Here is a 23248-nt window from a genome sequence, read left to right on the forward strand (position 1 = left end):
TCAGTACCTACGCCACGGCGAGGATGTCGCGCGGTAGAAGGTCTTGTAGGAGATGTGCCTGACATAGATCCTTCGCATCAGCGGATCGGCCTTGGCCATCATACGAAGGGCTGCGACCGCGACTAGCCAGACCGCTACGCCGAACAGGGCCGCATACCAGGTGAGCACAACGAAGACCAGGATGACGGCGGCGAGCGCCGTCACCAGGACAAGCTCGCGATCGGCGCCCATCAACAGGTTGGGCCGTGACAGCGCCCGATGCACCCGTGATCGGATGAGGTTGGAACCGGCGTCAGCCATGAGCCCCCTCCCCTGCTGCTGACGGCGTCGTCACAGGCCTAAGGGCGGTGGGATCAGTAGGTGCCTCGGCATGGTGTTCGCCAATCGAGGCGCCGGTTGCACCGAACAAAGCGACGATCTGTGTCGCGCCGAGAAGTACGCCGCCGACGAGAGCGACATAGCAAAGCCTACGGGCGAAGTCGTTCAGCTCGCCGCCAAAAATCAGCATGGCGCCGGCGATCGCGACTGCAGCAAGCGCAATGAACCCGGCGACGGGTCCGGTGATCGACTGCTGGATCTGCTGCAGCGGCGATTCCCACGGAAGGCCGCCGCCGCCTGATGAAGCCAATGCAGGCTCCGATAGGCTGAAGGAGACGGCAGCAAGCAGAATTGCTGCGACAATGGAATAGGTTTTACGCGACATGGCTGTCCTCGTCGATCTGAGCATAGTGTTCGGTCTGGTAGTGGTTGTGGCGGTATCCCTCGATGTGAATAACCTCGCGCACCCGCCTCCCCTTGCCCGTCCGCTCGATGGAGACGACGAGATCGACCGCCTCGCCGATCACCTCCTGCATTGGCTGCTGACTCGCCTCAGCGGTCAGTTGTTCCAGCCGACGCAGCGCAGACATTGCCGTGTTGGAGTGGATCGTGGTGACGCCGCCGGGATGACCGGTGTTCCAGGCTTTCAGGAGCGTGAGCGCCGCTCCGTCGCGGACCTCGCCGACGATGATACGGTCGGGCCGCAGTCGCATCGTGCTCTTCAGCAACCGCGCCATATCGACCGTATCGCTGGTATGCAGGCTGACCGCGTTTTCGGCCGCGCACTGGATCTCGGCGGTATCTTCGAGGATCACCATGCGATCGTCGGGTGCGGCTGAAACGATTTCTGCGATGATTGCGTTGGCGAGCGTCGTCTTGCCGGAGCCGGTGCCCCCGGAAATGACGATGTTCATGCGGGCATCGATCGCGCTGCGAATGGCCGATGCCTGGGTCTCGGTCATCACCTTCGTGGTTACATAGTCGTCGAGCGGGATGAGACGCGAGGCGCGGCGACGGATCGTGAAGGCAGGCCCTGTGACGATTGGTGGAAGCAGTCCTTCAAATCGATGGCCACCGATCGGAAGTTCGCCCGAGATGATCGGGCGCTCGTTGTCTGCCTCCGACTGTAGCGCGTGTGCGACGCTACCGATGACCACTTCCGCCGCCGCCGGCGCCATGACCCCGGCCTCCGCGACACCGTGACCCAGACGCTCGATGAACAGTCGGCCATCGGGGTTGAGCATAATCTCCACGACAGACGTATCGTCGAGAGCGACGCAGAGCTGGTCGCCGAGCGCGTCCTGCAGTTTGCGGACAAGTCTGGGATGGGAGCGGAGCTGGTTCACGCCGCGCTCCTCCGCGAGTGGCCTTCAGCATAAGACGGAGCGGACCGATAGTTCGGTGGGCGCACCCGTTCGAAGCTCATCTCGTCCGCTGGGAGTGTGCCCGCAATGGCGACGGTATTGCCAATCACCAAGGGTACACCCAGCCGCGCCATCGGCCATCCGGCCCGGTTCAGGACGCGCTCGAAGCGCAGATCGGTGGCGGCAACGATCCTGTCGTAACCATTCGCCATCGACCATTCGATGATCCCGGCGAACATGGTGAGTGTCGTAAGGTGAAGTTGGCCTCCTTCTTTCCCCACGGGCAAAGTTGCATCGACGCAAAATCTCGAACTTTCGACCATGCGGGAGGATGCCAGCAGTGAACCGTGCCTCAGGAGCTGGGGGAAAGTTCTCTCCAGCATGATCGGCCCCTGTACAGCAAGAAGCCGCGCGCAGCCGACGACCTTATTTCCGCCGAAGGTGGCGAGGATGTAGGTCGGGTTCAGATCGTCGTACTGATCCCTCTCGCCACCATCCATGATGGTGACGTCCCATTCGAGCTGCCCGCCAAAGACGTTGACGCGCAGCTGATGCATCTGCTTCAGAAGATTTTGATGCTCGACATATCGATCGGGCGAGATTGCAAGAACCTGCATTCTTATCTCCGCTTGGACTTCGTCAGGCGGGATGAAGATCACCTCAATCCACGGTTAGCTATCTGCAGATCTGCAGAGGGTGATTCTCTCGCAGGAGGGAGCCATGAGCCCATAAGGCGTCGACGGAGAGCAATAAGCGTAGGACCTGCAACTGCAGATCTGCAGTTTCCACCGACTATACGCCATCAATGGAATCTGCCTAACTGGCGGAAAGATATCGAGGAATCGACGTGCCTGATCGGTTTGCGCCAAGTACGTTAACTTGTTGTTAACCTTAAATGTCTTGCAGCGGAGTGGGAATCGGATGATAGTTTCGCAAATGATGGCCTTAGAGCCATTTTTTCGAAAGTGAAGACCTCCGGGAAATAGTTCGCAAAATGAGCAATGAGCTGCAAAACAGATTTGATATTGAGATCGCCCAGCAAGGGTCGAAGATCTCCAGCGCATTGCATATGTTGCGCAGCCAGCAGTATCCACCTGACGCTCGCAAGGGGTTGCGCAAGTTCCAGCTCGCGGAAGTCGCGGACTTCATAGGGGTAACGCAGACCCATCTCAGGCAGCTCCATTCTGACGGGAAAGGGCCGGAAATCGAATCGGTCAGCGGACGACGGTACTATACGGTCGATCAGATGCTCGAGCTCCGGGACTATCTCGAGGCGAACAAAAAGTCCGACAAGCGGTACTACGTGCCAAGACGTCGCGAAGGCGAACCGTTGCAGGTTGTCTCGGTCGTCAACTTCAAGGGCGGAAGCGGCAAGACGACCACAGCCGCACATCTTGCGCAGTATCTCGCCCTCACAGGCCATCGCGTGCTCGCGGTCGACCTTGATCCGCAGGCGTCCCTCACCTCTCTTTTCGGGATTCAGCCAGAGCTTGATGATACCGCCTCTTTTTATGAGGCACTTCGATTTGACGATGAACGCAAGCCAATCGTCGAAGTCATCCAGCCGACCAATATCCCGGGCCTTGATGTCGTGCCAGCGAACCTAGTTTTGCAGGAATACGAATACGATGTGCCGCTGGCAATTTCCTCGAAGAGAGGAGAGGATGGGCGGCTCTTCTATATGCGGATCGCCAGCGCTCTAAAGGAGGTCGATGACAGGTACGATGTAGTCGTCATCGATTGCCCGCCTCAACTAGGCTATCTGACTATCACTGCGCTTATGGCGTCAACCGGGATCCTCATCACCATTCATCCTCAGATGTTGGACATCATGTCGATGAGCCAGTTTCTCATGATGCTCGGCGGCATCATGGGACCGGTGGCAGAGGCCGGGGCCGAGATGCGTGTGCAGTGGTTCCGATATCTCATCACCCGTTTTGAGCCGACTGATATTCCGCAAACCCAGATGGTCGGGTTCATGCAGTCGATGTTCGCGCAGCAGATGCTGAGGAACCATGTTGTGAAATCCACGGCCATCTCTGATGCGTCGATAAAGAAGCAAACATTGTACGAGGTCGAAAGAGGCGCGTTCGTCCGGGCGACTTACGACCGAGCGATAGAAAGTCTCAATGCCGCTAACGCGGAAATCGTGGAGCTCATCCACGGCGTCTGGGGGCGAAAATGAGCCAATTGTCAGCCGTTTTTTTTGCTGTTTTGCAGAGCCCGAACAAGGAGTTGCGGGCGTTGATATCTGTTTTGGAGGGTATCCATGTCCCGTGAAAATCCGTTCGCCAAACTTGATATGGCAGCGATAACGGCGAGCCAGGCACCAACCAAGCCTGGATATGGCATGACCGGGGCGGCCAAGACGGTTGTTCGCTCGATCGAGGAGATGGCCGAAAATACCAAGAAGCTTATGGAAGGTGAGGTGATCTTGGACCTCGATCCACGATTGGTCGATGTCTCTTTCGTATCTGATCGCCTTTCAGATAATGGAGAGGAGTTTCAAGAACTGCTCCAGGCGATCAAGGAGTCGGGTCAAACGACGCCTATTCTAGTTCGCCCAAGCTCGACCGATGCCAAGCGTTATATGGTGGTGTTCGGTCACCGTCGTCTCAGGGTCGCTCGTGAGCTTGGAGTTCCGGTCAAGGCGGTTGTCAAGAAACTCGACGATATCACTTCGGCGATCGTGCAGGGTCAGGAAAACGCGGCCCGCTCGAACCTGTCGTTCATTGAACGCGCCTATTTCGCTCAGAACCTGATCACGTCTGGAATGACCAAGGAAACGGTTCGGTCATCACTCGCCATCGACGAGGCGATGCTGTCGAAGATGCTCGCCGTCGTCGAAGCGGTGCCAGCGTCCGTTATTCAGGCCCTAGGTGCATCGAAGAAAATCGGCCGTGACCGGTGGCTCAGCCTCCGGCAGTTGATACTGGCCCCTGCCCTCTCAAAGGTTGCTGCTGAGCATGCAGCGTCGGCTGACTTTCACAAGCTCGCCGAGGCCGAGCGGTTCGATGCGCTCCACGACTATCTGAAGCGATACAAGGCCAAATCGGCTGCAAAAAAGCCCAAAGCCGATACCGCAGCAAAGGGCTGGGTATCGTCGGATGGCTCTCTGAATCTCGCGATGACCGCCAAAGCAAAGAAGGTTGCCATCGAGCTCACGAATGTCGAAGCCAAACCCTTCAGCGAATGGCTGTCTTCTCGCATGAACCGCTTGTACGAGGAGTACAAGGGGTTGAAGAACGAAACCAACGGAGACTAAACCGCAAAAGAAAAAGGCCCCCGAACGGCGAACCGTGGAAGCCTCTCTCGTCATCTCTAGCAGGATCGAGAATCGCATTTCCCGGAATCACAGTCAAGAGTCTTGGCGCCAGTTTGGTGAGCGGCTTTCTTTTGCCTGAAGAAAGGTGAGAGAAAAATGCAGACGGGACATGTGACGACGCCCTTTGGGCGGCGGCCGATGTCGCTTGCCTTGGTCAAGGGCCAGATAGCGATTGCGGCTCCAGATCCGGGCGTGCGGATTGAAAAATGGAAAGTGTTTCGCGATGTCTGCGAGGCGCGCGAACGCCTTGGTCTTCAGGACCGGGCTTTGGCTGTTCTCGACGCGCTCCTGACGTTTTACCCGCATGGAGAGCTCGATACGAGCTCCGGGCTTGTCGTTTTCCCATCCAACGCGCAGTTGTCCGTTCGAGCCCACGGGATCACCGAGACGACGCTGCGCCGGCAACTCGCTGCACTTGTCGATGCCGGCCTTATCCTGCGGCGTGACAGCCCGAACGGTAAACGCTACGCGCACCGCAACCGGGATGGCGAGATCGAGCAGGCTTATGGGTTTGACCTGACGCCGTTGCTCGCTCGTGCCACGGAGCTTGCCTTGTTGGCGCAGGACGTCGCCGCCGAGTACACTCGCTTCCGCCGCGCGAGGGAGGCGCTGACGATCTGCCGTCGCGATGTGCGCAAATTGATCTCGGCAGCCGTGGAAGAGGGCGCGACAGGCAATTGGGACCGGGTCGAGTCCGAGTATGTCACCATCCTCGCCCGCCTCCCGCGTCAACCGAACCGGTCGCAGGTCGAGACGACGCTCGATGAGTTGGAGCTCCTGCGGGAAGAGGTGCTCAACATGCTGGAAATGCAGTTTAAAACTAACGAAATGCACGGCAATGCCATTCAGAATGACCGCCACATACATAATTCAAATACCGAATACATAATTGAACTTGAACCTAGCTCTGAAAAAGAGCTGGGCGAAAACTTGGCGGACAACTCCCTGACGAGGGATGAGCCAAATGATCCACAAAAGAAGAAACGCGAGGCGATCAAGGCGTTCCCGCTCGGAATGGTCCTTCGTGCGTGCCCCCAGATCATTGATTATGGGCCCGGCGGGTGCATCGAGCACTGGCGCGAGCTCATGAAGGCAGCCGTTGTTGTGCGCTCGATGCTCGGCGTCAGCCCCTCTGCCTACGAGGAGGCGTGTAACGTCATGGGGCCGGAAAATGCCGCGGTGGCTATGGCCTGCATTCTCGAGCGGTCGAATTTCATAACATCCGCCGGGGGGTATCTGCGGGATCTCACCAGGCGCTCTGAGCGCGGGGAATTTTCGCTTGGGCCGATGCTAATGGCTCTCATGAAAGCAAATGACCAGGAAAACCGAAGGACTGCTTGATGTCAGGCGACTTGTCTGCCGACAGGCGGAGGAGATCGCCTGCGGTCCTCGCGGGGGAGCGAGGCGACTTGTCAGCCGTTTTTTTTCGTGAATTTCTCTTATGATACAGCGTGTTACTGGCGTTGATGGCCAGAATTGATGGGATCTGGGCAATGTGAAAAGCGAAGGAACTTAAGCTCGAGCTAATTATCGGTCACGTAGTCGTGAAAGAACCTCTTGATTGTGGGTCTGGCCCCGGAGAACACTGAGATACTCTTCGCCTGCCCAGCTCTTTGGGGCGATGGCGCAGCGCTCCAGCGGGGCGAAGATGGACCAGCGTGTCGCGAGAGCTCAGGTTCAGATGTGCCGCCATCTCATCTCAAGGCATATTGACGAGAACGACCGTTTTGCGCTGCTTGATACGGCCCGCACGTTGAAGGACTGTGTCGGAGAAGCCGAGAAGGGCCTCGTGGGCGACGGGATCGCCTATCTCTAGATGGTTAGAGATGGATATCGCTGAGTGGATCATTCCGAAAACCATGCCGTCCACGGCAAACCTCCGACCACTCGTTCGCCGCATTACCTCTCCAGCCGTCCGGAGTAATTGTTCGTGCCCCTTGCCGAATCGAAAGCGACCAAAGACGCGTCCAAGTCTGCATTCACGAGGACTGTCATGATGGTTATCACGAACTGGTTGAGCCCTATCTGGGCAGCAGGATCGATTCCTTGGATAACGTCGCATGGCTAGCCGTTGGGAGCTGGGATGTAATCTGTGAAGAAAGCGGTGATATTTGTCGACCACACGGCAACTGATGGACCACCCACCGAAACGGGGACGACAACCGCTCCGAACGCTCTGATCCAACAAACATGCGGTTGGCAGCTATTGTGGTGTGCCGACTCTCCTCTTCGGACCCGAGGTCGGAGAGGCCGCCCGCGGCCTGTACCTGGAAACCTTACGAGCAGAGCGTTACCACGGTTAAATGACTCGGCCGAACCTGGATTGTCGGAGAAGACGTAGAGCGGGCGCCGCTGGTAGTCACCGCCAAAGAGTATCTTATCTTCAGATCGGGATCGATGAGGTTTGTAAATGGCGTGGCGCTGGATCTGGAAATTGCTCGGCACATCTTTGTCTTCATCGAGTCGATTGAAGGCGAGATCGCCTTCACGGCAGAGTTTCCAGCGGATCTGGTCGAGGCCGCAAAGCGATCCTGAGCAGTCTTTCCAGACGGATTTGCGGTACTGGGGCGCGACGAGGATCCGAGCTCTATTCGAGGATTTTGATAAGCAGAACCTGCGCCGGTTGAAAGCGCTCTAGAGGCAGATGGTCTCGTCGCATGGGGAATTCTTGTGATCGATGGTCGCTCATATGCGAGCGCTTACACGGTCAGGTTTCGGCCCGCTTAACCCGGCAGCGACCCCTTTTCGGGAACCACGTCCAAAATCTTTCCGGGAAGCGGGAGGCGGGTGTCTGGAACCGCTATAGTACCTTTGCTCATGATCCGGAAAGATTTGAAAGCGATCGCGAAGGGTCTCGGTGCAGCGATCGTCAATGAGGTTGAGCCTGCTCCGGCACTAATATCTAAAACCGCGTTGTTCGTCGCCTGCAACTGACGTCGAACTTCATCGCTAAGCCGAACCGGAAGATTAGATTTTCCTGACATCCGAATCTCTAATTTGTTTACCATTAGGAACTGGAAGGCAAAGTCGATGAAGAGCCTGGATGGCGGGAAATCCAGAGCTAGACGTCGGCTAATTGCAAGGCGTTCGTCGTAATCAGGCAGCGTGATCCCCGCAGCAGAAAATCCTCCGAAAGTGCAACGAAACGTTATATCTCTGGATTTCGCAACCAATTCCTCAGCATGACGAAACGGGACGTCGATCAGATGAAGCGCATGTCTGACGATGAGCGCCATGTTTGCCGGCCTTTTCTTGCCACCCTCGTCGGAGAGTCTTTCTTCATCTTCCTTCGGGAGATCGGCAGCCCTATCTCCCGACGAGCCGAGGACATTGGATAGCCCGTCGCCGAGGGTTCGCGCCGCTGCGACGCCGCGAGCGCCGAACTCGCGCGAAAGGATAATAGGCTCGGGAACCCGCGCGAATCGACAAGGGAGAAATGCCGGTTGAAAGCCGGTTGCGTTCAGCGTTGTTACCATGGGATCAAGCATCATTTTCGGGACCCGTGAGAGGTTTTGAGTCGCAATGGCTGCGAGGAGACGTCAACCTTGCAATACCAGATTGTGTTCAAATCGCTTATCGATTAGTTTCGCCGAGCAAGTCAGCGACTATAGATTGCCACAGTATTTCATAAAATTTGTTTGTGCGAGGGTGCCATGCAACTAGCCGAGAAAATTGATAGCCTGTCCGACGAAGAAGTTCTTCAAGCTCTCAACTTAGCCGTCAGTGGTGTGGCCGCCCACGAGCCGGAACTTGCAAGGTGGAAGTTTTTATCGGACGCTTGGGTCAAACTGACTGCTGAACTCGGCAACACGGCGATCGCTCGCAGAGACGACGAGATTGGCGGCCGTCCAGAACAGGCGCAGGTAGCACGGCTTGCCTTGAAAGAATGGGCACGGATCGACGAGCTCGCGCCGCGAGTCGAGGCAGCTCTCGCGCAGGATCGGAAGCTCCTCATTGAACCAGTCACGGCAGCCCTTGTTCTCGCTGCGATCGTCGTTGTCTTGCAGACCCAGGTAAGCTTTTCGATCGAAAAGAAAAACGGAGAAACATCGGTCAAGTTCGACCTCTCGAAAAAGGCGACTGCGGACGGCATAGTCAAGAGATTCTTCGGCTTTTTCAGCTAGGCGTTCCAATGGTCGGCAAGGCATCGCCGCTCAGGTTTTTTCTGCTTGGCAAGGTAGACAAAAACAAACACGAGCAGATCATCAAGACATTTGTTGAATGGAACCATGCCCGCGCCGTACAGACGCTTAGCCTGCGTACCGAGGAATTATCCACCGTCATTTCGGCTATCGCCGAGCTAAGAGGCCATGTCGAAGGTAATGTCGGCGTTTTTGATCGCGCGGCGCTTCGCAAACTTGGCGAACATCTCTTCGGGATTTTGATTACCGGGCAAGCCCGTATCCTTTTCGACCAGGTCACCGGACGCATGAAAAGCCTGGGTAAGGAAACGTTACCCCTTGAGATCGTTGCTGAAGATCACGAGATCGCTGGCTGGCCTTGGGAATATGTCTTCGATCCGCATGGCGAACAGTTTCTGTCGCAGGAATTCCATCCGATTTCGCGAAACGTCTTTTCGCTGGATCCGCCCCGACCAATTCAGGCCAAAAAAGACAAACTACGCCTTTTAATCATCTTAGGTGTCCCAATAGATGATCCTTACATAAGTCCGGCAGAAGAACTAAAGTCGATCGAAAACGTATTTTCTGCACATCTTGACGTACGTTCTTTCGAGCTGCACATTCTGAGCCCTAAAGACATCCATCGATTACAGATGGAGTTGCAGAGCCAAGCCTATGATATTGTACACTTCTTCGGGCACGCCGGCTTCGACGCAGACGAAGGTACCGGTTATCTCGCCATCGCAGTTCCAGGGGAAAAACCCTTACGGATTATGGCAGAGGATTTTGCGAAGTTCATTAGCAGAAAGAAAAGCGTAAAGCTTGTCTTTCTAAACGCCTGCAAGACGGCAACATCTTCCTCAGAGTTCAGTCCCGCAAGAAGCTCAGTTGCTGGCGCTCTCGTCTTGCGCGGAGTGCCGGCGGTGGTCGCAGCACAATTTTCACTTCCAGATCAGACAGCTCATATTCTCGCCGCGACCATCTATAACAGCCTACTCTACGGTCAGCCGCTCGGTGAGGCTATCCGGGCCGGCCGAACAGTGTTGTCTCTCGAGACGCGTACACGAGTGTTCGACTGGGGGATCCCTGTTCTCTATACAGCATCGCCAAGCACAAAACTGTTTTCCCTTCAGACGAGGCAGCCAGCCAGCTATGCTACTCTCTATCAAGCTGGCACGACAGGTTCCGATTTCGTCGAAGCGCTCGCCAAGGGGGGCGGGGAGGGCACCAGTCAGCCATCCGTAATTGCTTCTGCAGCGCTCGACGCCGCGGATCAGCGCAAGATCAAAGTGGCGATCGTCGATTTCGATGCAAAGGCTGGATTTCTTCCCGAACTCGTTGAAGTGGCTAACAAGGCGCAGACCTACTACGAATTCAGGGTCGCCTACATTCCGTTGCCGAGCGATTATTTACGTACCGACGAGAAGGAGGACGGACAAACCTATGTGCCGCGGCTTAGATCGTATTTGGAACCAATGGCTGCGAAACTCGAGGTCGATCATGTCTGTTGCCTCACCCAGCACATGGTAGCTAACGAAACCCACTTCAACCTCTTCATGTCTGCGCTGACGGACGAAAGACGGGTCATGGTCGTTTCGACAAAAGACCTCCGGAAATTTGCCGCTGAGGCGGACACATCTTTCGCCAAGACGGTATTCTCGTTATGCCTGTCAGCGGTCATGTGGGCCGACAAGCGTTGGGGTCTAGAGTATCACCAAGAGACCGCGGGCTGCCCGATGGACTATTGCGAGGTCCGATCCCACATCACAGTCGGCTTGCGCAAAATGAAGTTCGATCATGAGCCCTGCCGCAGCAAGATCCATGATGAGCAGATGCTGGCAGCGCTCGATGCGCTGGCAGCGCTAGACTATCGCGAGCAATAGTGATGGGCATATCGCCAGGGTCAACCCTAGTTGTCCCAAAAGGAAGTATGGAACCTTGCAACTATGCCTGAATCGCAAGCCTATGACGGCGTATACGTCTACCTGACCAATGTTGCAGCTTTTCGTCCAGGAGATGTTGTTCTGACGCAGAACCGGTACACCCGATCAGCGGCGGTCTTGCGCGAGGCGGAGCTCATCGCTGCGCGTAGCGGAGGAGACCTCAGTCATGTGCTAATCTGCGCGGAGACCCCGACTTTCATTGAAGCGCTGGCCGATGGTGTCGGTACGGTGACTTTTCAGGCATCTTTCTGCCACGATCTCGAGAATGTTCAGGTGTTGCGCTATCATAACGAAGACATCGCTCGCGCGGCTGCGGATTGGGCTGTGCATTTCCATGGGCAGCGCTACTCTGTCAGGAAGGCTCGCAGCGCGATATCGGGCACCGATGTCGATTTCCGCGATGACGATGGCACGTTCTGTTCGGCTTTCGTGGCGGATGCCTATCTGAATGCCGGCGCAAGAGAGTTCGAGGGCACTGCTGCGTTGAAATATAGGCCAGCCTCTTTTGAGTGCATCGATGGCTTTCAGGTTATCACCCCGACAGTTTTTGAGCGCGGCCTTGCACTGCTCAACGCGGAGACGATGACGGCACTCGATGGCGACCGGGCGTCCTCGCCGGCCCGTGACCAGAGGGTCCTCTGTCGGAATTTCATCGAAAGTGTTGCTACTGACCTTGATGCGCTCTTTTCCTCGGGCGACGAGAGCAGACCGCAAACCTTTTATGGGTGTCTGGGATATCTGCGTCGGAGCTTCCAACACAGACATGGCCCCCAAAGTGAAGATCTCACCAGGCTGGATGATCATCTCCATGAAGCCATGACGGATGGCCGGCTTGATCTGATGTTTAAAGAGATATTCGCGAAGGATGAACCTGCTATCCAGCGGATCATTATAGAATCTTTCGAAAGAGAGCCGGATTTCGATCTGCAGGACCTGCGTCGCATGAGAGGAGCGACGTTAAAACAGATCGAGGAAAGGAGCGCGGTATTGGGTTCTGCGAGCCAAAGGGCGGCTGCATCGAAATCCTGGAACCGATGGCTTCAGCTTTCCCTCAATGTCATTCACCAGCTTGAACTTCGCAACGTTGCTTTGGGCGAGGTCCTGTCGCGTGTCGAGGCTTGCCGATGGTCGCGGTGACGAAGCAACTTAAAGTAATCGAAAATTGTCGTTGCGAGTGCCTGCTGCAAAGTCGTAGGTTACGGCAGTGTTTTGAAGGCGGCTGCGATCACTAAAGAAGCCGCGCCGCTCTGCCGCTCCTCCTTGTGGCACTGTTGTAATAGCTCGATGCCTGCTGCACTGAGCGGTGTCTTGACTGCTCCATGGCCTCCGGGAGCGGGATGCCGCGATTGGCGGCTTCCGTCAGATACCCTGACCGCAACCCGTGCGCCGAAAACTCCCCTGGCTCCAACCCTGCCATTTTGGCTCGCTGCTTGAGAATGGCATTGATCGACTGCGGGTCGAGCGCCCGCTTCGAAACTGTATTCCACCTGCCAATCCCCCGAAACACGCTGCCTTTTTCAATGCCTGCGACTGCCATCCAGGCATTAAGCGCCTCCACCGGCTGGCCCGTCAGGTAGACGATCTCATCTTGTTCGCCGGTGGTTGTTTTCGTCCGTCCGAGATGGATGGCGAGAGAGGGGAGGGGAGGGCTGTCGGGCACTTCGATCGGAGCCTCGACAGTCAGTTGCTCGACGCGCAATGAGGCAATCTCGCTGCGTCGGCGACCACCCGAGGCAAAGGCGACCATCAGTATCGCCCGGTCGCGAACGTCGCGCAGGCTGTCACTTGCGCACGTGGCTAGCAGCATTTGCAGGATGTCCCCTGTGACCGCTTTTGCGCTTTTTCGACGGCGCTTTCGGGGAACAGCACGAACTGCCAACCGGATCGCCTGTTTGAGGGCAGGGGAGGCGAAAGCGCCATTAAGACCGCGCCATTTGGTGAGTGTCGACCAACTAGCCAGCCTGCGGCGCACCGTATCAGGCGCGTGCGGACCGATGGATTTCAGAAAACCCTGGCGCCTGAGGTTCTCGTCAACATCGGCGGGCATGCCGTGGTTGGGGTCACTCGCGCGCTTTTCCGGGTCCCACAGATGATGGGCGACGAATTTGAGCAATAGGGCTTCAGGTGCTGGCCATGGTAGCGATTGTCCGGTCGAAGCCAGCCCCCAGGCCTCTAGATAAGTGAGATCGGATGTCAGTGCGCGCAGCGTATTGTCGCCCATGCCCTGGTTGACGAGGTGACGCAGCGTCTCGACGTCTTCATCGGTCAACAGTTCGGCGAGTTCGTCGCGGCGTTCGAGCGGCAACACCGATGCGATGGTGTCGAGTTCTTCGGCGCGGCGCTCGACGGAGGTCAGCGATGTTTTTGGCACGGGGCGCTCCAAAAGAATGCGGGTTCTGGCGGCCGTCAGGACCGGGATTTCCTACGATTTTCGGTTGTCGGCCGTCCGAATTAAGCGGATTCTATCTCGTTGATTCCACGGAACAAGACATTTTCCTAATCTACCGGACTTGCCTTTAATCGCCGGATTTTCAAATGCTGTCGTGGCTCTGTAACGATCAGCCATCATTCTCTCCGTCGAGGCAATCAATACCAAGCCAAGTTCCACTCGCACCTTGAAGGGACGAGGAGGCCTTTGATGAGGAAGAAGCCTGATAAGATAACCGCGTCCGAAGCCGCCTGGACGAGGGCGGTTGCGCGCGAGGTGCTCATCCGTCCTTTGACTGCGGCGAAACGAATTCCAGCAATTCATTTTGTGAGAGTTTGCCGACAGCTCGGTGTAAAGAGGTCGCGCCTATACGAACTGATTGCCCTATATCGCGCAGCGCCGGTGGCAAGCTCGCTTCTCGATGTGGTGCCGGGGCAGGTAAAAGGCGGCCGCCGTCTGTCTGACGAGGTGGAGAGCATCATTGAGGCGGCGATCCGCGATACCTATCGAAGCCGCGAGCGACCGACCGTGAAAGCACTTCATGACCGGGTGCGCCAGCTATGCCATGAGGATGGCATTCGAGCACCCTCCTGGAAAGCCGTTAACGTGCGAGTGCAGCAAGCGGACCAGAAGGCGGTCTATCGAGACAGGGAAGGGGCGAACGCCGCGCGCCAAAAATTCACATCCATAGTCCGGGAATACAATGCAGGCTATGCATTTCAGGTCGTGCAGATCGACCATACGCTTGTAGACCTCTTTATTGTCGATACTGTCCATCGCCGTCCTTTGCAAAGACCGTGGCTGACCTTGGCCATCGATATCGCGAGCCGGATGGTGGCCGGTTTCCATATCAGTCTGGAGAGCCCGTCATCGACGTCTGTTGCCCTGGCGGTCCAACAGTTGGTCTTGCCGAAAGGTTCATGGCTCGAAAGTCGGGGCATTGAGGCTGAATGGCCGGCTCATGGGCTGCCAGAGATCATTCATCTCGACAACGCTCGGGAGTTTCATGGCAAGGCGCTGGTTCGCGGCGCGGCTGAGCACGGAATTTCTCTCGTTCATCGGCCTGTCCAGCGCCCACACTACGGTGCCCATATCGAGCGGCTGATCGGCACCATGATGGGAGCGGTACACATGCTCCCGGGTTCGACATCGAGCAATGTTGCAGATCGCGGCGCCTACGATCCCGAAAAGCATGCGGCGATGACCCTTGATGAGCTGGAGAAGTGGGTCGCACTCGAAATCACGGGCCGGTATCATGCCGAAATTCATCGCGGCCTGGGTGTGCCTCCACGGCTCGCCTGGGACGACAGCGTCGCCGATCGACCATATCCATTACGGCTTCCCCACGACGTTGGCCAGTTCCTCAAGGATTTTCTACCGTTTGAAGAACGGTTCGTCCGCAGAGACGGCATCCATCTATTTGGGCTTCGCTATTGGGACGATGTGCTGAGCCCATGGGCCGGCAGAGGCCAGCGAGTGCGCGTCAGGTATGATCCCCGTGACCTGTCGCGTGTTCAGGTCGAAGGGGCAGACAATTTCGTCTGGACCGTGCATTTCGCGGATTTGCGGCGCCCGCGTATCACGCTGGGCGAGCACCGCCTGGCTTTGGCTGCACTGCGAGCAAGGGGCGCCCAGGCCGTCAATGAAGATCTCATCTTCTCAACGATCGCCGAGCAGCGCCTCCTCCTGGCAGACGCTGTGGAGAAAACCCGAACCGTTCGCCGCACTGCCGAGCGAAATGAGCGGGCATTGACGGCAAGTCGGGATCGCATCCCTCTTCCCAGTGACGAGCCGGCCGAAGAAGTCTTCGAGGATCTGCCGCCATTGTCCGTGGAGGAATGGTCATGACCGAATACGCGCACCTGCAATCCGCCTACCGCCAGTATGCGACGCTCGACGCGGACGAGCGGATTGCCTGGCTGCGTGCCGATCGATGGCTTGAGACCCCACAGTCAACCTCGGTGATCAGGCGGCTGGAGGATCTTCTGTCCTATCCACCGCGCGATCGAATGCCATGCCTTCTCCTATATGGCGATACGGGAATCGGCAAAACCAAGATCATCCGGAAGTTTTTGCGCGATCATGCGCCTCGGTTCGACCGAGGTACTGGTGTGATGACCATGCCTGTCGTTGCGATGCAGATGCCGGCCGAACCGATCGAGCGCGATGTCTATGGGGAGTTATTGAGTGCGCTTGGAGCGCCGGGACCGCAATACGAAGCGGCCTGGCGCTTGAAGGCTGTCTGCCGTAGCCTGATGCGGGATATGAGTGTTCGGATGCTGATCATCGATGAGATCCATGCGGTCCTGACCGGCACTTTTCGACAGCAACGGATATTCCTCAATGTCATCCGGTTTCTGGCCAATGATTTGAGGGTGCCGCTGATCTGTGCCGGGACCGATCTCGCCCGGCAAGCCCTGCTCACGGACCAGCAACTTGCCGAACGGTTCGAAGCTCTACACCTCAAACGTTGGTCCAATGACAAATATCTGGCGCAGCTGCTATCGAGCCTGGCCGGCATTCTGCCGCTTCGGGAGCCATCCGACATAGGGAGCGCTGCGGTCCGTCAGCGCGTGCTCGAGCTGACCGATGGCGTGACCGTCCGGATTTTCCGGCTGATCGAGACCGCCGCGGTTGAGGCGATCCGCAGCGGAAGCGAGCGCCTTACGCTTGAGAGCTTCACTGCCGGCGAGCTGGTTCTGCCGCTGATCTCGATGACGCGGTATTCCGAGCGGCAACTGCAAAGACGGATCGCCCGGTGAAGCCCATTCCGCTTCTCCCCCTGGCGCCGCGGCCCTTTGAGGATGAGCTGATCTCGTCCTGGCAAGGCCGGGTCGCAGTTCGCTATGCTCTGAGCCTTGCTGACATTGACGCTTGGCTGGATCTCGACAGCTCCGCGTCAATGGACCGCGACCTCCAACCCGACCCGGTAAGCCTTCGGAAGTGGGCTCTCTCCTGCAGAATCCGCACCGAGGCTGTCGAAGCGCTGGCACTTTCCCGCTATACGACACCACTCGGCTATGTCTTCAGGTCCCAATGGCGCGGCATATGCTGCATTTGCCTGGAATACGATAGGGGAGTGGGGCGCGATCAGTATTTTCGCCGAAGCTGGGCGCGTGCCGAGGCTGTGGCCTGTCCTTTCCACCGAGTCCGATTGCGCTACTCCTGCACGCAATGCATCACACGATGTGAATTCCGATTTGAATATCGGAATGGTCTTGTCGAGTTAGTTTGCGCCAACTGCTTAGGGGCTGTTTCGCGCGCCCCGCCGACACCTTCAGAGCTCCGCCACGCCGACCTTCTGATCGCGACCATGGAGGTAATCAATATTACTGAGAGGGGAGCGCTAAAGCTATCTCAGATCGACGAAGCCATCCGTTTCCTCTGGAGCCCGTCGCAGGGTTGCAGGAGGTCGGAGATCACCTTCTTCGATGCCGAACATACCTACGGCTCGGCATTGATGCCGGCGAACCCAGATGCACCCATGACCTGCTTGTCTACGACCTGGCGCGCCGCCACTCTTCTGGCGATTGCGCAGATTCTGGATATCGGCAGTGCGCGAGCTTATTTCGGACCTCCTGGCGAATGGATGACTTTCGCATTCCAGCAGTTTGGGAGCAGGCCTGCTTCGGGCCGGAACTCGCCCGAGCTGCCCGCGGCAAAACCGAGAAAAATTGAAATACCGCTTCGATCCGACGCTGAGTATCTTCGACTGGCTACCGCGACGATAAAGGATCCGCGTTGGCATGGTCTCTTGAGATTGAAGGCGCGAGACCGCTCAAAAGCACTCTCGCGGTTGGCACGCGATATGCTGGGCACGGTTTAGGCGGGTCGCGGCACTCTCAACCTTGAGACTGGAACGAAAGGCCGGGACGACGATCGTCCGGTCTTTCGTGGGTCAATGAATTTTGCAGGTCAATGCGATGAGACCTGCGGTCAGCAATGCACTTGCAGCACCAAGCCAGAGCGCGCTCGGCACGCCGAAATTGTCGACCGCGAGGCCGCCGACCAGTGCGCCAAGCCCGATCGCCAGTTGCGCGATTGACACGAAGAGCGCGGCGATGCTTTCCAGCCGGTCGGGCGCGGAGGTGAACAGGAAGGTTTGCATGGCGATCGGCAGCATGCCGAACCCGAAACCCCAGGCGGCGACCCAAGCGACTGCGGCAAGCGTGTTGCTCCCGGTCAGCAGCAATCCCGCAACCGACAATGCAATCAGAAAAGCGGTGCCGGCAAGGGCGAGAACAAAGCTGCGGCCAGCAGCCCAACCGCCGAAGAGGTTTCCGGCAAAACCCGCCGCGCCATAGCCGAGTAGCACCATGCTGAGTGTGCCCGTATCAATCCCGGTTACGCCGATGAGGAAGGGAGTAATGTAGGTATAGGCCGCGAACTGCCCGACGAAGATGAGCACGGCTGCCGTCAGACCGATCTGGACTCGTTGCAATCGCAACACGTCTGGAACTTGTTTCAATCCCGAACCCTTCTGCGCCCGGATGGCCGGCAGTAGAAACTGGAGTGCCGCCACGACAAGCAGTGTGACACCCGACACGAGCAGGAAGGCAGCGCGCCAGCCGAACAGGTCACCGATCAGGGCGCCTGCGGGAACCCCGGCGACAGTACCTAGCGAGACACCGGAGAAGATCAATGCCGTTGCACGTGGTCCTTCCGCGCCGAAGCGCAGGCGGGGGCCGAGTGAACCACCGATTGTCCAGAAGCCGCCGACAGCGATCCCGAGCAGCACCCGGCCGAACATCAACGCCGCAAAGCCATGAGCGGTTGCCACGATGGCGTTGGAGATGACGAGCAGCATCAGCAGCGCGACGAGCACACGCTTGCGATCGAAGCGCGCAGCAAATCCAAGCGTCATCGGCGCTGCGATTGCCGCGAGAAAGCCGGGTACGGTTACCATCAGTCCGGCCGTCCCCTCGCTGATGCCAAGGTCAGCCGCGATCAGCGGCAGAAGCCCGACTGGCAGGAATTCGGTGGTAACAAGAGCGAAGGCGCCGACGCCGATGCTGGTGACTGCGGCCCATGAGGCGAGCGGTTTGCTGTCGGCGTGGCTTGCCGAAATACTGCGGGAGACTGGCATGTCCATAGGAGGATTCCTTGGTAAAAAGCAGGGCAGACCGGAGAAGAAGGTTGCTCTCCGGCTCGCCTGCGATGTTTCAACCGAACTTGACGAGGTTGAGGGCGGGTAGCGGACCGCCGGGGAACTGCACCAGTTTGCCGCCGACCGAGACCGGGCCGAGATCGATGCCCGTGAAGCCGAGTCTGGAGATCAGCGCACCGACTTCCGCCTTCGCGCGTGCGTCGTCACCGGAATAGAATAGGACGCGTGAGCCACCCTCGGCTTTGGGATCGCCGGATAGCAGGTGCGGTTGCAGATGATTGAAGGCTTTGACGACGCGGGCGCCAGGAACGAGATCGGCGAAGATCTCGGTGGAAAGACGACCGTTTAGTTCGGCCGGTTTGAACAGCGGCGCTTCGATGGGATTATTGGCGTCGATGACGATGCGGCCGCCGAAGTCCGGCAAACTGGCGAGCGCCTTGGGCAGCTTCGACCAGTTGACGGCGACGAGGACGATGTCGGCGCTGGCCGCCTCTTCGATCGTGCCCGCCTTGATGAAAGGCTTCAGTTCCGTTTCGAGTATGGCAAGCGAGGCCGGGCCGCGGCTGTTGGCGATGGTTGCGGAAATGTTGTTGCGAGCAAGAGCACGCGCGAAGGCCGAGCCGATATTGCCGGCTCCAATGATACCGATAGACATGCTGGTTCTCCTTTGAATGAGGGGTTAACCGGCGCTCCGACATCGGAGCGCCGAGGATCGGTCAGGCGGTGAAGCCGCCGTCAGCGAGAATATCCGCGCCGGTGACGAACGCCGCTTCGGGGCTTGCGAGATAGGCGACGACGCTGGCGATCTCGTAATCCTTGCCGTAGCGGCCGATTGCCATGCCGGGGCCGACGATCTTCGAGACAGGGCCGCCATCGGGGTTCATATCGGTGTCGGTCGGGCCGGGATGCACGGTGTTGACGGTGATGCCCTTGGGTCCGAGGTCGCGTACCAGGCTGCGGTTGAAGCCTGCAACCGCGCCTTTGGTCAGCGTATAGAGCGAGGCCGTCGGGAAGGCGGCATAGCGGGTCATGGACGAGCCGATATGGACGATGCGCCCACCCGGCTTCATGCGACGTGCTGCTTCCTGCGTGGCAACGAAGACGCCGGTGACGTTGACGGCGATCATCCGCTCGTAGTCGTCGAACTTGATCTCGTCGATCGGCCCGCCAAGCGCGATGCCAGCATTGTTGACGAGGATGTCAATCGAGCCGAAGGTTTCTTCGGTTTTTGCGACTGCGGCGCGGACGGCGGCCGGATCGCCGGCATCGGCCTGAATGGCAATGGCGCGGCCACCGGCTGCTTCGATTTCGGCGACCACAGCGGCAGCCTTATCCGGCGAGGCGCTATAGGTGATGGCGACAGCCGCGCCATCCGCGGCGAGACGCTTTGCAATTGCCGCGCCGATGGAGCGCGAACCGCCGGTGACGAGGGCAGTCTTGCCGGTCAGGGAGAGAGTGTTCGACATGGGTTTATCCTTTCAATTGTCGTTGGGGGTTGGATGACCGCCGGAAATCCCCGCGGTCGGTTGGAAAAGTTCAGTCCTGTTGCTTGATTTGCGCCATCAGCCCGGCGCCATCGGCGACGGTCCAGTGGTCGGTGATCTGGCCGTTTCGGACCCGCATCACGTCCATGACGTTGAAGCGGGTGGCACGTCCGGTCGCGGCAATGCCCATGAAAATGCCCAGATGGGTGCCGTGATAGGTCTTGTAGGTGCTGACGAGATCGCCTTCGGCAATCTGGAAATGCACCTGCGCATTCCAGTCGGGGAAAGCAGCGCGGAATGTCCGGTAGATTTGCCGCGTGCCGTTGCGGTCCGGCGAGAAGCCGCCAAAGGGCGTGTGATCCACATAGGCCGTTGCGAACAGCCGTTCGAACAGATCGAAGTCGCCATCCCGCTGCACGCCTTCGAGTAACTGGCGGATGACGGCCTTGTTGGCGGCAGCATCGTCCTGCATGGCAGCCACTGCGTGAACGGGAAGCGTTACGCCGATCAGGCAGGCGATCACGGTGCGGCGGCCGATATCCATATTGTCGATGACTTCTGCCTTGTCAGTCGAGAGCGTCATGGCCATTCACTCCGGTTCGGTTTCGATGGAGTGAATATCGCTTGCAATTTCCCTTTCGATTAGTGGTAATCTTCTGTCATCGGTTTCAACGAATGCTTGAAGGTTGTTATGGAAACACTGGCCAATCTCGAATCCTTCGTGCGCAGCGCCGAGCTTGGTGGTTTCTCAGCAGCGGCGCGGCGGCTGGGACTGACGCCCGCCGCGGTCAGCCGCAATGTCGCGGCGCTGGAAGGAAATCTCGGCGTGCGCCTGTTTCAGCGCTCGACGCGTAGCCTCACGCTGACCGAACCCGGCGAGCGGTTCCTGATCGCGATCCGCGACAGTCTGGAACACCTGCAGGGCGCGATTGCCGAAGCCTCGGCCGATCAGGAGGAACCGGCAGGCACGCTGAAGGTCAGCATGAGCCCGACCTTCGGCATCAGTTATATTCTTCCACTCCTGCCGGAATTTTCCGCGCGTTATCCGAAAGTGCGTCCCGAATGGATGTTCGAGAACCGGCAGATCGACCTGATCGCCGAGGGCTATGACGTGGCAATCGGAGGCGGTTTCGAACTGACCGCGGGCGTGATTTCGCGCACGCTCGCACCGGCTCATATCATCGCGGTGGCCTCGCCTTCCTATATGGCGGACAAGGTGCCGCCGCATGATCCATCGGCACTGTTTGAACTCGACGGCATCGTCATGCGCTCGCTGCGGACGGGCCGCATCCGGCAGTGGCAGATGCGTGATGCGGCAGGGAGGGAAGAACCTGCGCGGCTCAGGGAAACGGTGGTGGTCAATGACCCTGCCGCAATGCGCATGACGGCGCTGGTCGGCATGGGGGTGACCATGATCGCCAAGCCCGACGCGTTGCCTTATCTTGAGAGTGGGGAACTGATCCGGGTTCTGCCCCACTGGTATGCCGATGCCGGGCCGATCTCGATCTACTACGCCAACAGGACGCTTCTGCCGCTCAAGACCCGCGTGTTCGTCGATTTCGTCGTGGAAGCCTTCCAGCGGGAAAAATGGCCGGAACGCTTTGCCGGAAGCCTGGGATAGCCAAGGACGTTTGGGTTTTAGGGAAGCCTCAGTGTGACGTTTAGCGGAATAGCGACGCTACTCTACTTTCGGCGGAAATGCCCCTGCGCCGTAGTTGCTACGTAACCAACCGAGGCGTCACCGAGGGCTCAGCACCATCATCTAAGCCGCCCTCTGGGGCCCGTGACACCACCAGTCATTAAGGACGGATCAGGCCGAACCGATGCGCTTCGTTCAGCAGGTCCCGGACAGAAGAGGGCTGCCATTTCTTGCCACCTCTCGGAGGGCGTTCTCCCATCTGATCCAGTTGGGCGGCAATGTCTCGCAGTGACGGGCCGGGATCGGCAATAGCGATGGCCGCCACGAGCTTCATATGGTGATCGTCTACTGGTCTGCGGGGCGAGCGGGCCAACAATCCAGGGTCTGCGAGCTTCTCCCTCACCATGCGATGGACGGCGCGGCGCAGGCGCTCGACAGTCCAGTCGTGGCCCTTCCGATTGAGGATTCGCACAACGTTGTCCCAGCTATGCTGCGGTCGAAGCTGCTTTACCATCGGAAGCCAGGTTTGGGCGGACGTGATTAATTCGTCGAGGTAGACTTGGTTTTTGGCGGCCGCGGCCGCGCGGATCGCTTCTGGCCGTCGCTCGCGAAGGCCTGGATTGCCTGCAAGGCGGCCACGAGCCTTGGCCGCGCTCATCCCCGACTTTGTCCGTTCGGCGATGAGCGCGCGCTCGAGCTGGGCGACTGCGCCAAGGACCTGCAGCGAGAACATGCCCTGTGGCGTCGATGTGTCGATCGGATCGCGAAGCGATCGGAAATGTATGCCGCGTTCCTCTAGGTTCTCGATGACATCGAGCAGGTGGCTGACGGATCGTGCCAGGCGATCCAGTCGCACGACGACGAGGACGTCGCCGGCAGACAGCTCCTTCAGCACTCTGGTGAGAACCGGTCGAGCACGGGAGGCGCCAGAACCATGCTCTTGATGAATGCGGTCGCAGCCGGCCATCCGTAGTTCGTCGATCTGCGCGTCATGGATCTGGTCGTCGGTGGAAACACGTGCATAGCCGATAAGCCGACGGGACAGGGGAGGGGCAATGTTCTTCGCTGGTTTTGCCATGGATTTTTGCCCTGATTCCGCTATCCTTGTTCAAATAAGGAATGCGCTGATAAAGGGTCCTTTGCAAGCGTGTTTTACGTGCTAAATGAGAGTCCGTACAGCGCGTTTTCCGATCCGGCGCGCATCTCCGGCCCTCCAATGCGGCGATCGCGCGCCATGGGCGCTCTGAGGCGGAAATGCCGGAAAATAAGGCTCCAGGCGGCATCAGCTTCGATGATCATCTAAGGAATAGAGAAGGACGCCCGAAATCCGTCGTGGAAGTGTGGCGGCGCTTACTTCTGTCGGACGGAAGGGGACGCTGCGTCGCAGCGCGCCGTCCGCCGAACTGGGGCGAAAAACGCCCGAAATCGCCGGAAATGTGGGGAATCCGCTCAATTAGGACGACCGACATCGGTGATTTGCGCCGCGAAATCAACTACCATCGATAAGAGGTACTTATCG

The 23248-nt window shown here is 58.3% G+C and carries 22 protein-coding genes; 11 read left to right on the plus strand and 11 right to left on the minus strand.

What is annotated here, in order from left to right:
- The 4 genes from F3H58_RS23720 to traI are packed head-to-tail and all read right to left on the minus strand — an operon-like array spanning position 1 to position 2299.
- Complete coding sequence (locus F3H58_RS23720) at positions 1-300, minus strand: conjugal transfer protein TrbD (protein WP_149743994.1); 300 nt, start codon at positions 298-300, stop codon at positions 1-3.
- Positions 293-703 (minus strand): conjugal transfer pilin TrbC, encoded by a 411-nt coding sequence (trbC, locus tag F3H58_RS23725; protein ID WP_149743995.1) that lies wholly within the window; start codon positions 701-703, stop codon positions 293-295. The genes F3H58_RS23720 and trbC overlap by 8 nt, the downstream gene beginning before the upstream one ends.
- On the minus strand, positions 693-1664 hold the full coding sequence (trbB, locus tag F3H58_RS23730; protein ID WP_149743996.1) for a P-type conjugative transfer ATPase TrbB: 972 nt from the start codon (positions 1662-1664) through the stop codon (positions 693-695). Before trbB ends, trbC begins: the two co-directional genes overlap by 11 nt.
- Positions 1661-2299, minus strand: coding sequence for an acyl-homoserine-lactone synthase (traI, locus tag F3H58_RS23735; protein ID WP_149743997.1), 639 nt, complete (start codon positions 2297-2299; stop codon positions 1661-1663). The genes trbB and traI overlap by 4 nt, the downstream gene beginning before the upstream one ends.
- 377 nt (positions 2300-2676) lie before the next feature.
- Between traI and repA the strand changes: the two genes are divergently transcribed.
- The 4 genes from repA to F3H58_RS27340 all read left to right on the plus strand — a co-directional run bounded on the left by repA (position 2677) and on the right by F3H58_RS27340 (position 6823).
- Positions 2677-3867, plus strand: a complete 1191-nt coding sequence (gene repA / locus F3H58_RS23740) for a plasmid partitioning protein RepA (protein WP_149743998.1) — start codon at positions 2677-2679, stop codon at positions 3865-3867.
- Positions 3868-3951: 84 nt separating this feature from the next.
- The gene (gene repB / locus F3H58_RS23745) at positions 3952-4947 is read left to right on the plus strand and encodes a plasmid partitioning protein RepB (RefSeq protein ID WP_149743999.1); all 996 of its coding nucleotides are present in this window, start codon (positions 3952-3954) and stop codon (positions 4945-4947) included.
- A gap of 156 nt (positions 4948-5103) precedes the next feature.
- Positions 5104-6348 (plus strand): plasmid replication protein RepC, encoded by a 1245-nt coding sequence (repC, locus tag F3H58_RS23750; protein WP_149744000.1) that lies wholly within the window; start codon positions 5104-5106, stop codon positions 6346-6348.
- 307 nt (positions 6349-6655) lie between these two features.
- Positions 6656-6823 (plus strand): hypothetical protein, encoded by a 168-nt coding sequence (locus F3H58_RS27340; protein ID WP_188129052.1) that lies wholly within the window; start codon positions 6656-6658, stop codon positions 6821-6823.
- Positions 6824-7730: 907 nt separating this feature from the next.
- On the opposite strand, the gene F3H58_RS23755 is transcribed toward F3H58_RS27340, so the two are convergent.
- The gene (locus tag F3H58_RS23755) at positions 7731-8498 is read right to left on the minus strand and encodes a hypothetical protein (RefSeq protein WP_149744001.1); all 768 of its coding nucleotides are present in this window, start codon (positions 8496-8498) and stop codon (positions 7731-7733) included.
- A 162-nt stretch (positions 8499-8660) separates the two neighbouring features.
- Between F3H58_RS23755 and F3H58_RS23760 the strand changes: the two genes are divergently transcribed.
- From F3H58_RS23760 to F3H58_RS23770, 3 genes are all read left to right on the plus strand, one after another.
- Positions 8661-9131 (plus strand): hypothetical protein, encoded by a 471-nt coding sequence (locus F3H58_RS23760; protein ID WP_149744002.1) that lies wholly within the window; start codon positions 8661-8663, stop codon positions 9129-9131.
- A gap of 8 nt (positions 9132-9139) precedes the next feature.
- Entirely contained in the window at positions 9140-11011 is a 1872-nt protein-coding gene (locus F3H58_RS23765; protein ID WP_149744003.1) for a CHAT domain-containing protein, read from the plus strand.
- A gap of 63 nt (positions 11012-11074) precedes the next feature.
- Positions 11075-12208 carry a C40 family peptidase gene (locus F3H58_RS23770; RefSeq protein WP_149744004.1) on the plus strand — a complete coding sequence of 378 codons (1134 nt, stop codon included), beginning with the start codon at positions 11075-11077 and terminating at the stop codon, positions 12206-12208.
- 91 nt (positions 12209-12299) lie between these two features.
- Here F3H58_RS23770 and F3H58_RS23775 read toward each other — a convergent pair whose 3' ends face one another.
- On the minus strand, positions 12300-13442 hold the full coding sequence (locus tag F3H58_RS23775) for a site-specific integrase (RefSeq protein WP_149744005.1): 1143 nt from the start codon (positions 13440-13442) through the stop codon (positions 12300-12302).
- A gap of 267 nt (positions 13443-13709) precedes the next feature.
- Between F3H58_RS23775 and F3H58_RS23780 the strand changes: the two genes are divergently transcribed.
- From F3H58_RS23780 to F3H58_RS23790, 3 genes are read left to right on the plus strand one after another with little or no spacing between them, the layout of a single operon-like run.
- A complete protein-coding gene (locus tag F3H58_RS23780; protein WP_149744006.1) occupies positions 13710-15347 on the plus strand; it encodes a TnsB C-terminal domain-containing protein in 1638 nt (545 codons plus the stop codon).
- Positions 15344-16261, plus strand: coding sequence for a TniB family NTP-binding protein (locus tag F3H58_RS23785; RefSeq protein WP_210246931.1), 918 nt, complete (start codon positions 15344-15346; stop codon positions 16259-16261). Before F3H58_RS23780 ends, F3H58_RS23785 begins: the two co-directional genes overlap by 4 nt.
- The gene (locus F3H58_RS23790; protein WP_149744008.1) at positions 16258-17325 is read left to right on the plus strand and encodes a TniQ family protein; all 1068 of its coding nucleotides are present in this window, start codon (positions 16258-16260) and stop codon (positions 17323-17325) included. Before F3H58_RS23785 ends, F3H58_RS23790 begins: the two co-directional genes overlap by 4 nt.
- Positions 17326-17397: 72 nt before the next feature.
- Here F3H58_RS23790 and F3H58_RS23795 read toward each other — a convergent pair whose 3' ends face one another.
- From F3H58_RS23795 to F3H58_RS23810, 4 genes are all read right to left on the minus strand, one after another.
- Complete coding sequence (locus F3H58_RS23795; protein WP_149744009.1) at positions 17398-18591, minus strand: MFS transporter; 1194 nt, start codon at positions 18589-18591, stop codon at positions 17398-17400.
- Positions 18592-18661: 70 nt separating this feature from the next.
- A complete protein-coding gene (locus tag F3H58_RS23800; RefSeq protein ID WP_149744010.1) occupies positions 18662-19261 on the minus strand; it encodes an NADPH-dependent F420 reductase in 600 nt (199 codons plus the stop codon).
- 61 nt (positions 19262-19322) lie between these two features.
- Positions 19323-20072: a 3-oxoacyl-ACP reductase family protein gene (locus tag F3H58_RS23805; RefSeq protein ID WP_149744011.1), complete on the minus strand. Its 750-nt coding sequence runs from the start codon at positions 20070-20072 to the stop codon at positions 19323-19325.
- Between the two features lie 70 nt (positions 20073-20142).
- Positions 20143-20673 (minus strand): ester cyclase, encoded by a 531-nt coding sequence (locus F3H58_RS23810; protein WP_286170032.1) that lies wholly within the window; start codon positions 20671-20673, stop codon positions 20143-20145.
- Between the two features lie 108 nt (positions 20674-20781).
- Between F3H58_RS23810 and F3H58_RS23815 the strand changes: the two genes are divergently transcribed.
- Positions 20782-21711 carry a LysR family transcriptional regulator gene (locus tag F3H58_RS23815; protein WP_149744012.1) on the plus strand — a complete coding sequence of 310 codons (930 nt, stop codon included), beginning with the start codon at positions 20782-20784 and terminating at the stop codon, positions 21709-21711.
- A 178-nt stretch (positions 21712-21889) separates the two neighbouring features.
- Here the strand turns inward: F3H58_RS23815 and F3H58_RS23820 are convergent, their stop codons facing one another.
- A complete protein-coding gene (locus tag F3H58_RS23820; RefSeq protein ID WP_149744013.1) occupies positions 21890-22807 on the minus strand; it encodes a recombinase family protein in 918 nt (305 codons plus the stop codon).
- Positions 22808-23248 lie beyond the last annotated feature (441 nt).

The sequence above is a fragment of the Rhizobium sp. NFACC06-2 genome, assembly GCF_900101425.1.
GTDB classification, from domain to species: domain Bacteria; phylum Pseudomonadota; class Alphaproteobacteria; order Rhizobiales; family Rhizobiaceae; genus Agrobacterium; species Agrobacterium leguminum.

Excerpts from the sequence above, each read along its gene's own strand:
- F3H58_RS23795 (WP_149744009.1), bottom strand. The coding sequence starts at position 18,591 with ATGGACATGCCAGTCTCCCGCAGTATTTCGGCAAGCCACGCCGACAGC.
- repB (WP_149743999.1), top strand. The coding sequence starts at position 3,952 with ATGTCCCGTGAAAATCCGTTCGCCAAACTTGATATGGCAGCGATAACG.
- F3H58_RS23760 (WP_149744002.1), top strand. The coding sequence starts at position 8,661 with ATGCAACTAGCCGAGAAAATTGATAGCCTGTCCGACGAAGAAGTTCTT.
- repA (WP_149743998.1), top strand. The coding sequence starts at position 2,677 with ATGAGCAATGAGCTGCAAAACAGATTTGATATTGAGATCGCCCAGCAA.
- trbC (WP_149743995.1), bottom strand. The coding sequence starts at position 703 with ATGTCGCGTAAAACCTATTCCATTGTCGCAGCAATTCTGCTTGCTGCC.
- F3H58_RS23780 (WP_149744006.1), top strand. The coding sequence starts at position 13,710 with ATGAGGAAGAAGCCTGATAAGATAACCGCGTCCGAAGCCGCCTGGACG.
- F3H58_RS23720 (WP_149743994.1), bottom strand. The coding sequence starts at position 300 with ATGGCTGACGCCGGTTCCAACCTCATCCGATCACGGGTGCATCGGGCG.
- F3H58_RS23785 (WP_210246931.1), top strand. The coding sequence starts at position 15,344 with ATGACCGAATACGCGCACCTGCAATCCGCCTACCGCCAGTATGCGACG.
- F3H58_RS23755 (WP_149744001.1), bottom strand. The coding sequence starts at position 8,498 with ATGATGCTTGATCCCATGGTAACAACGCTGAACGCAACCGGCTTTCAA.
- F3H58_RS23765 (WP_149744003.1), top strand. The coding sequence starts at position 9,140 with ATGGTCGGCAAGGCATCGCCGCTCAGGTTTTTTCTGCTTGGCAAGGTA.
- F3H58_RS23800 (WP_149744010.1), bottom strand. The coding sequence starts at position 19,261 with ATGTCTATCGGTATCATTGGAGCCGGCAATATCGGCTCGGCCTTCGCG.
- F3H58_RS23810 (WP_286170032.1), bottom strand. The coding sequence starts at position 20,673 with ATGACGCTCTCGACTGACAAGGCAGAAGTCATCGACAATATGGATATC.
- traI (WP_149743997.1), bottom strand. The coding sequence starts at position 2,299 with ATGCAGGTTCTTGCAATCTCGCCCGATCGATATGTCGAGCATCAAAAT.
- F3H58_RS23820 (WP_149744013.1), bottom strand. The coding sequence starts at position 22,807 with ATGGCAAAACCAGCGAAGAACATTGCCCCTCCCCTGTCCCGTCGGCTT.
- F3H58_RS23770 (WP_149744004.1), top strand. The coding sequence starts at position 11,075 with ATGCCTGAATCGCAAGCCTATGACGGCGTATACGTCTACCTGACCAAT.
- repC (WP_149744000.1), top strand. The coding sequence starts at position 5,104 with ATGCAGACGGGACATGTGACGACGCCCTTTGGGCGGCGGCCGATGTCG.
- F3H58_RS23805 (WP_149744011.1), bottom strand. The coding sequence starts at position 20,072 with ATGTCGAACACTCTCTCCCTGACCGGCAAGACTGCCCTCGTCACCGGC.
- F3H58_RS27340 (WP_188129052.1), top strand. The coding sequence starts at position 6,656 with ATGGACCAGCGTGTCGCGAGAGCTCAGGTTCAGATGTGCCGCCATCTC.
- F3H58_RS23815 (WP_149744012.1), top strand. The coding sequence starts at position 20,782 with ATGGAAACACTGGCCAATCTCGAATCCTTCGTGCGCAGCGCCGAGCTT.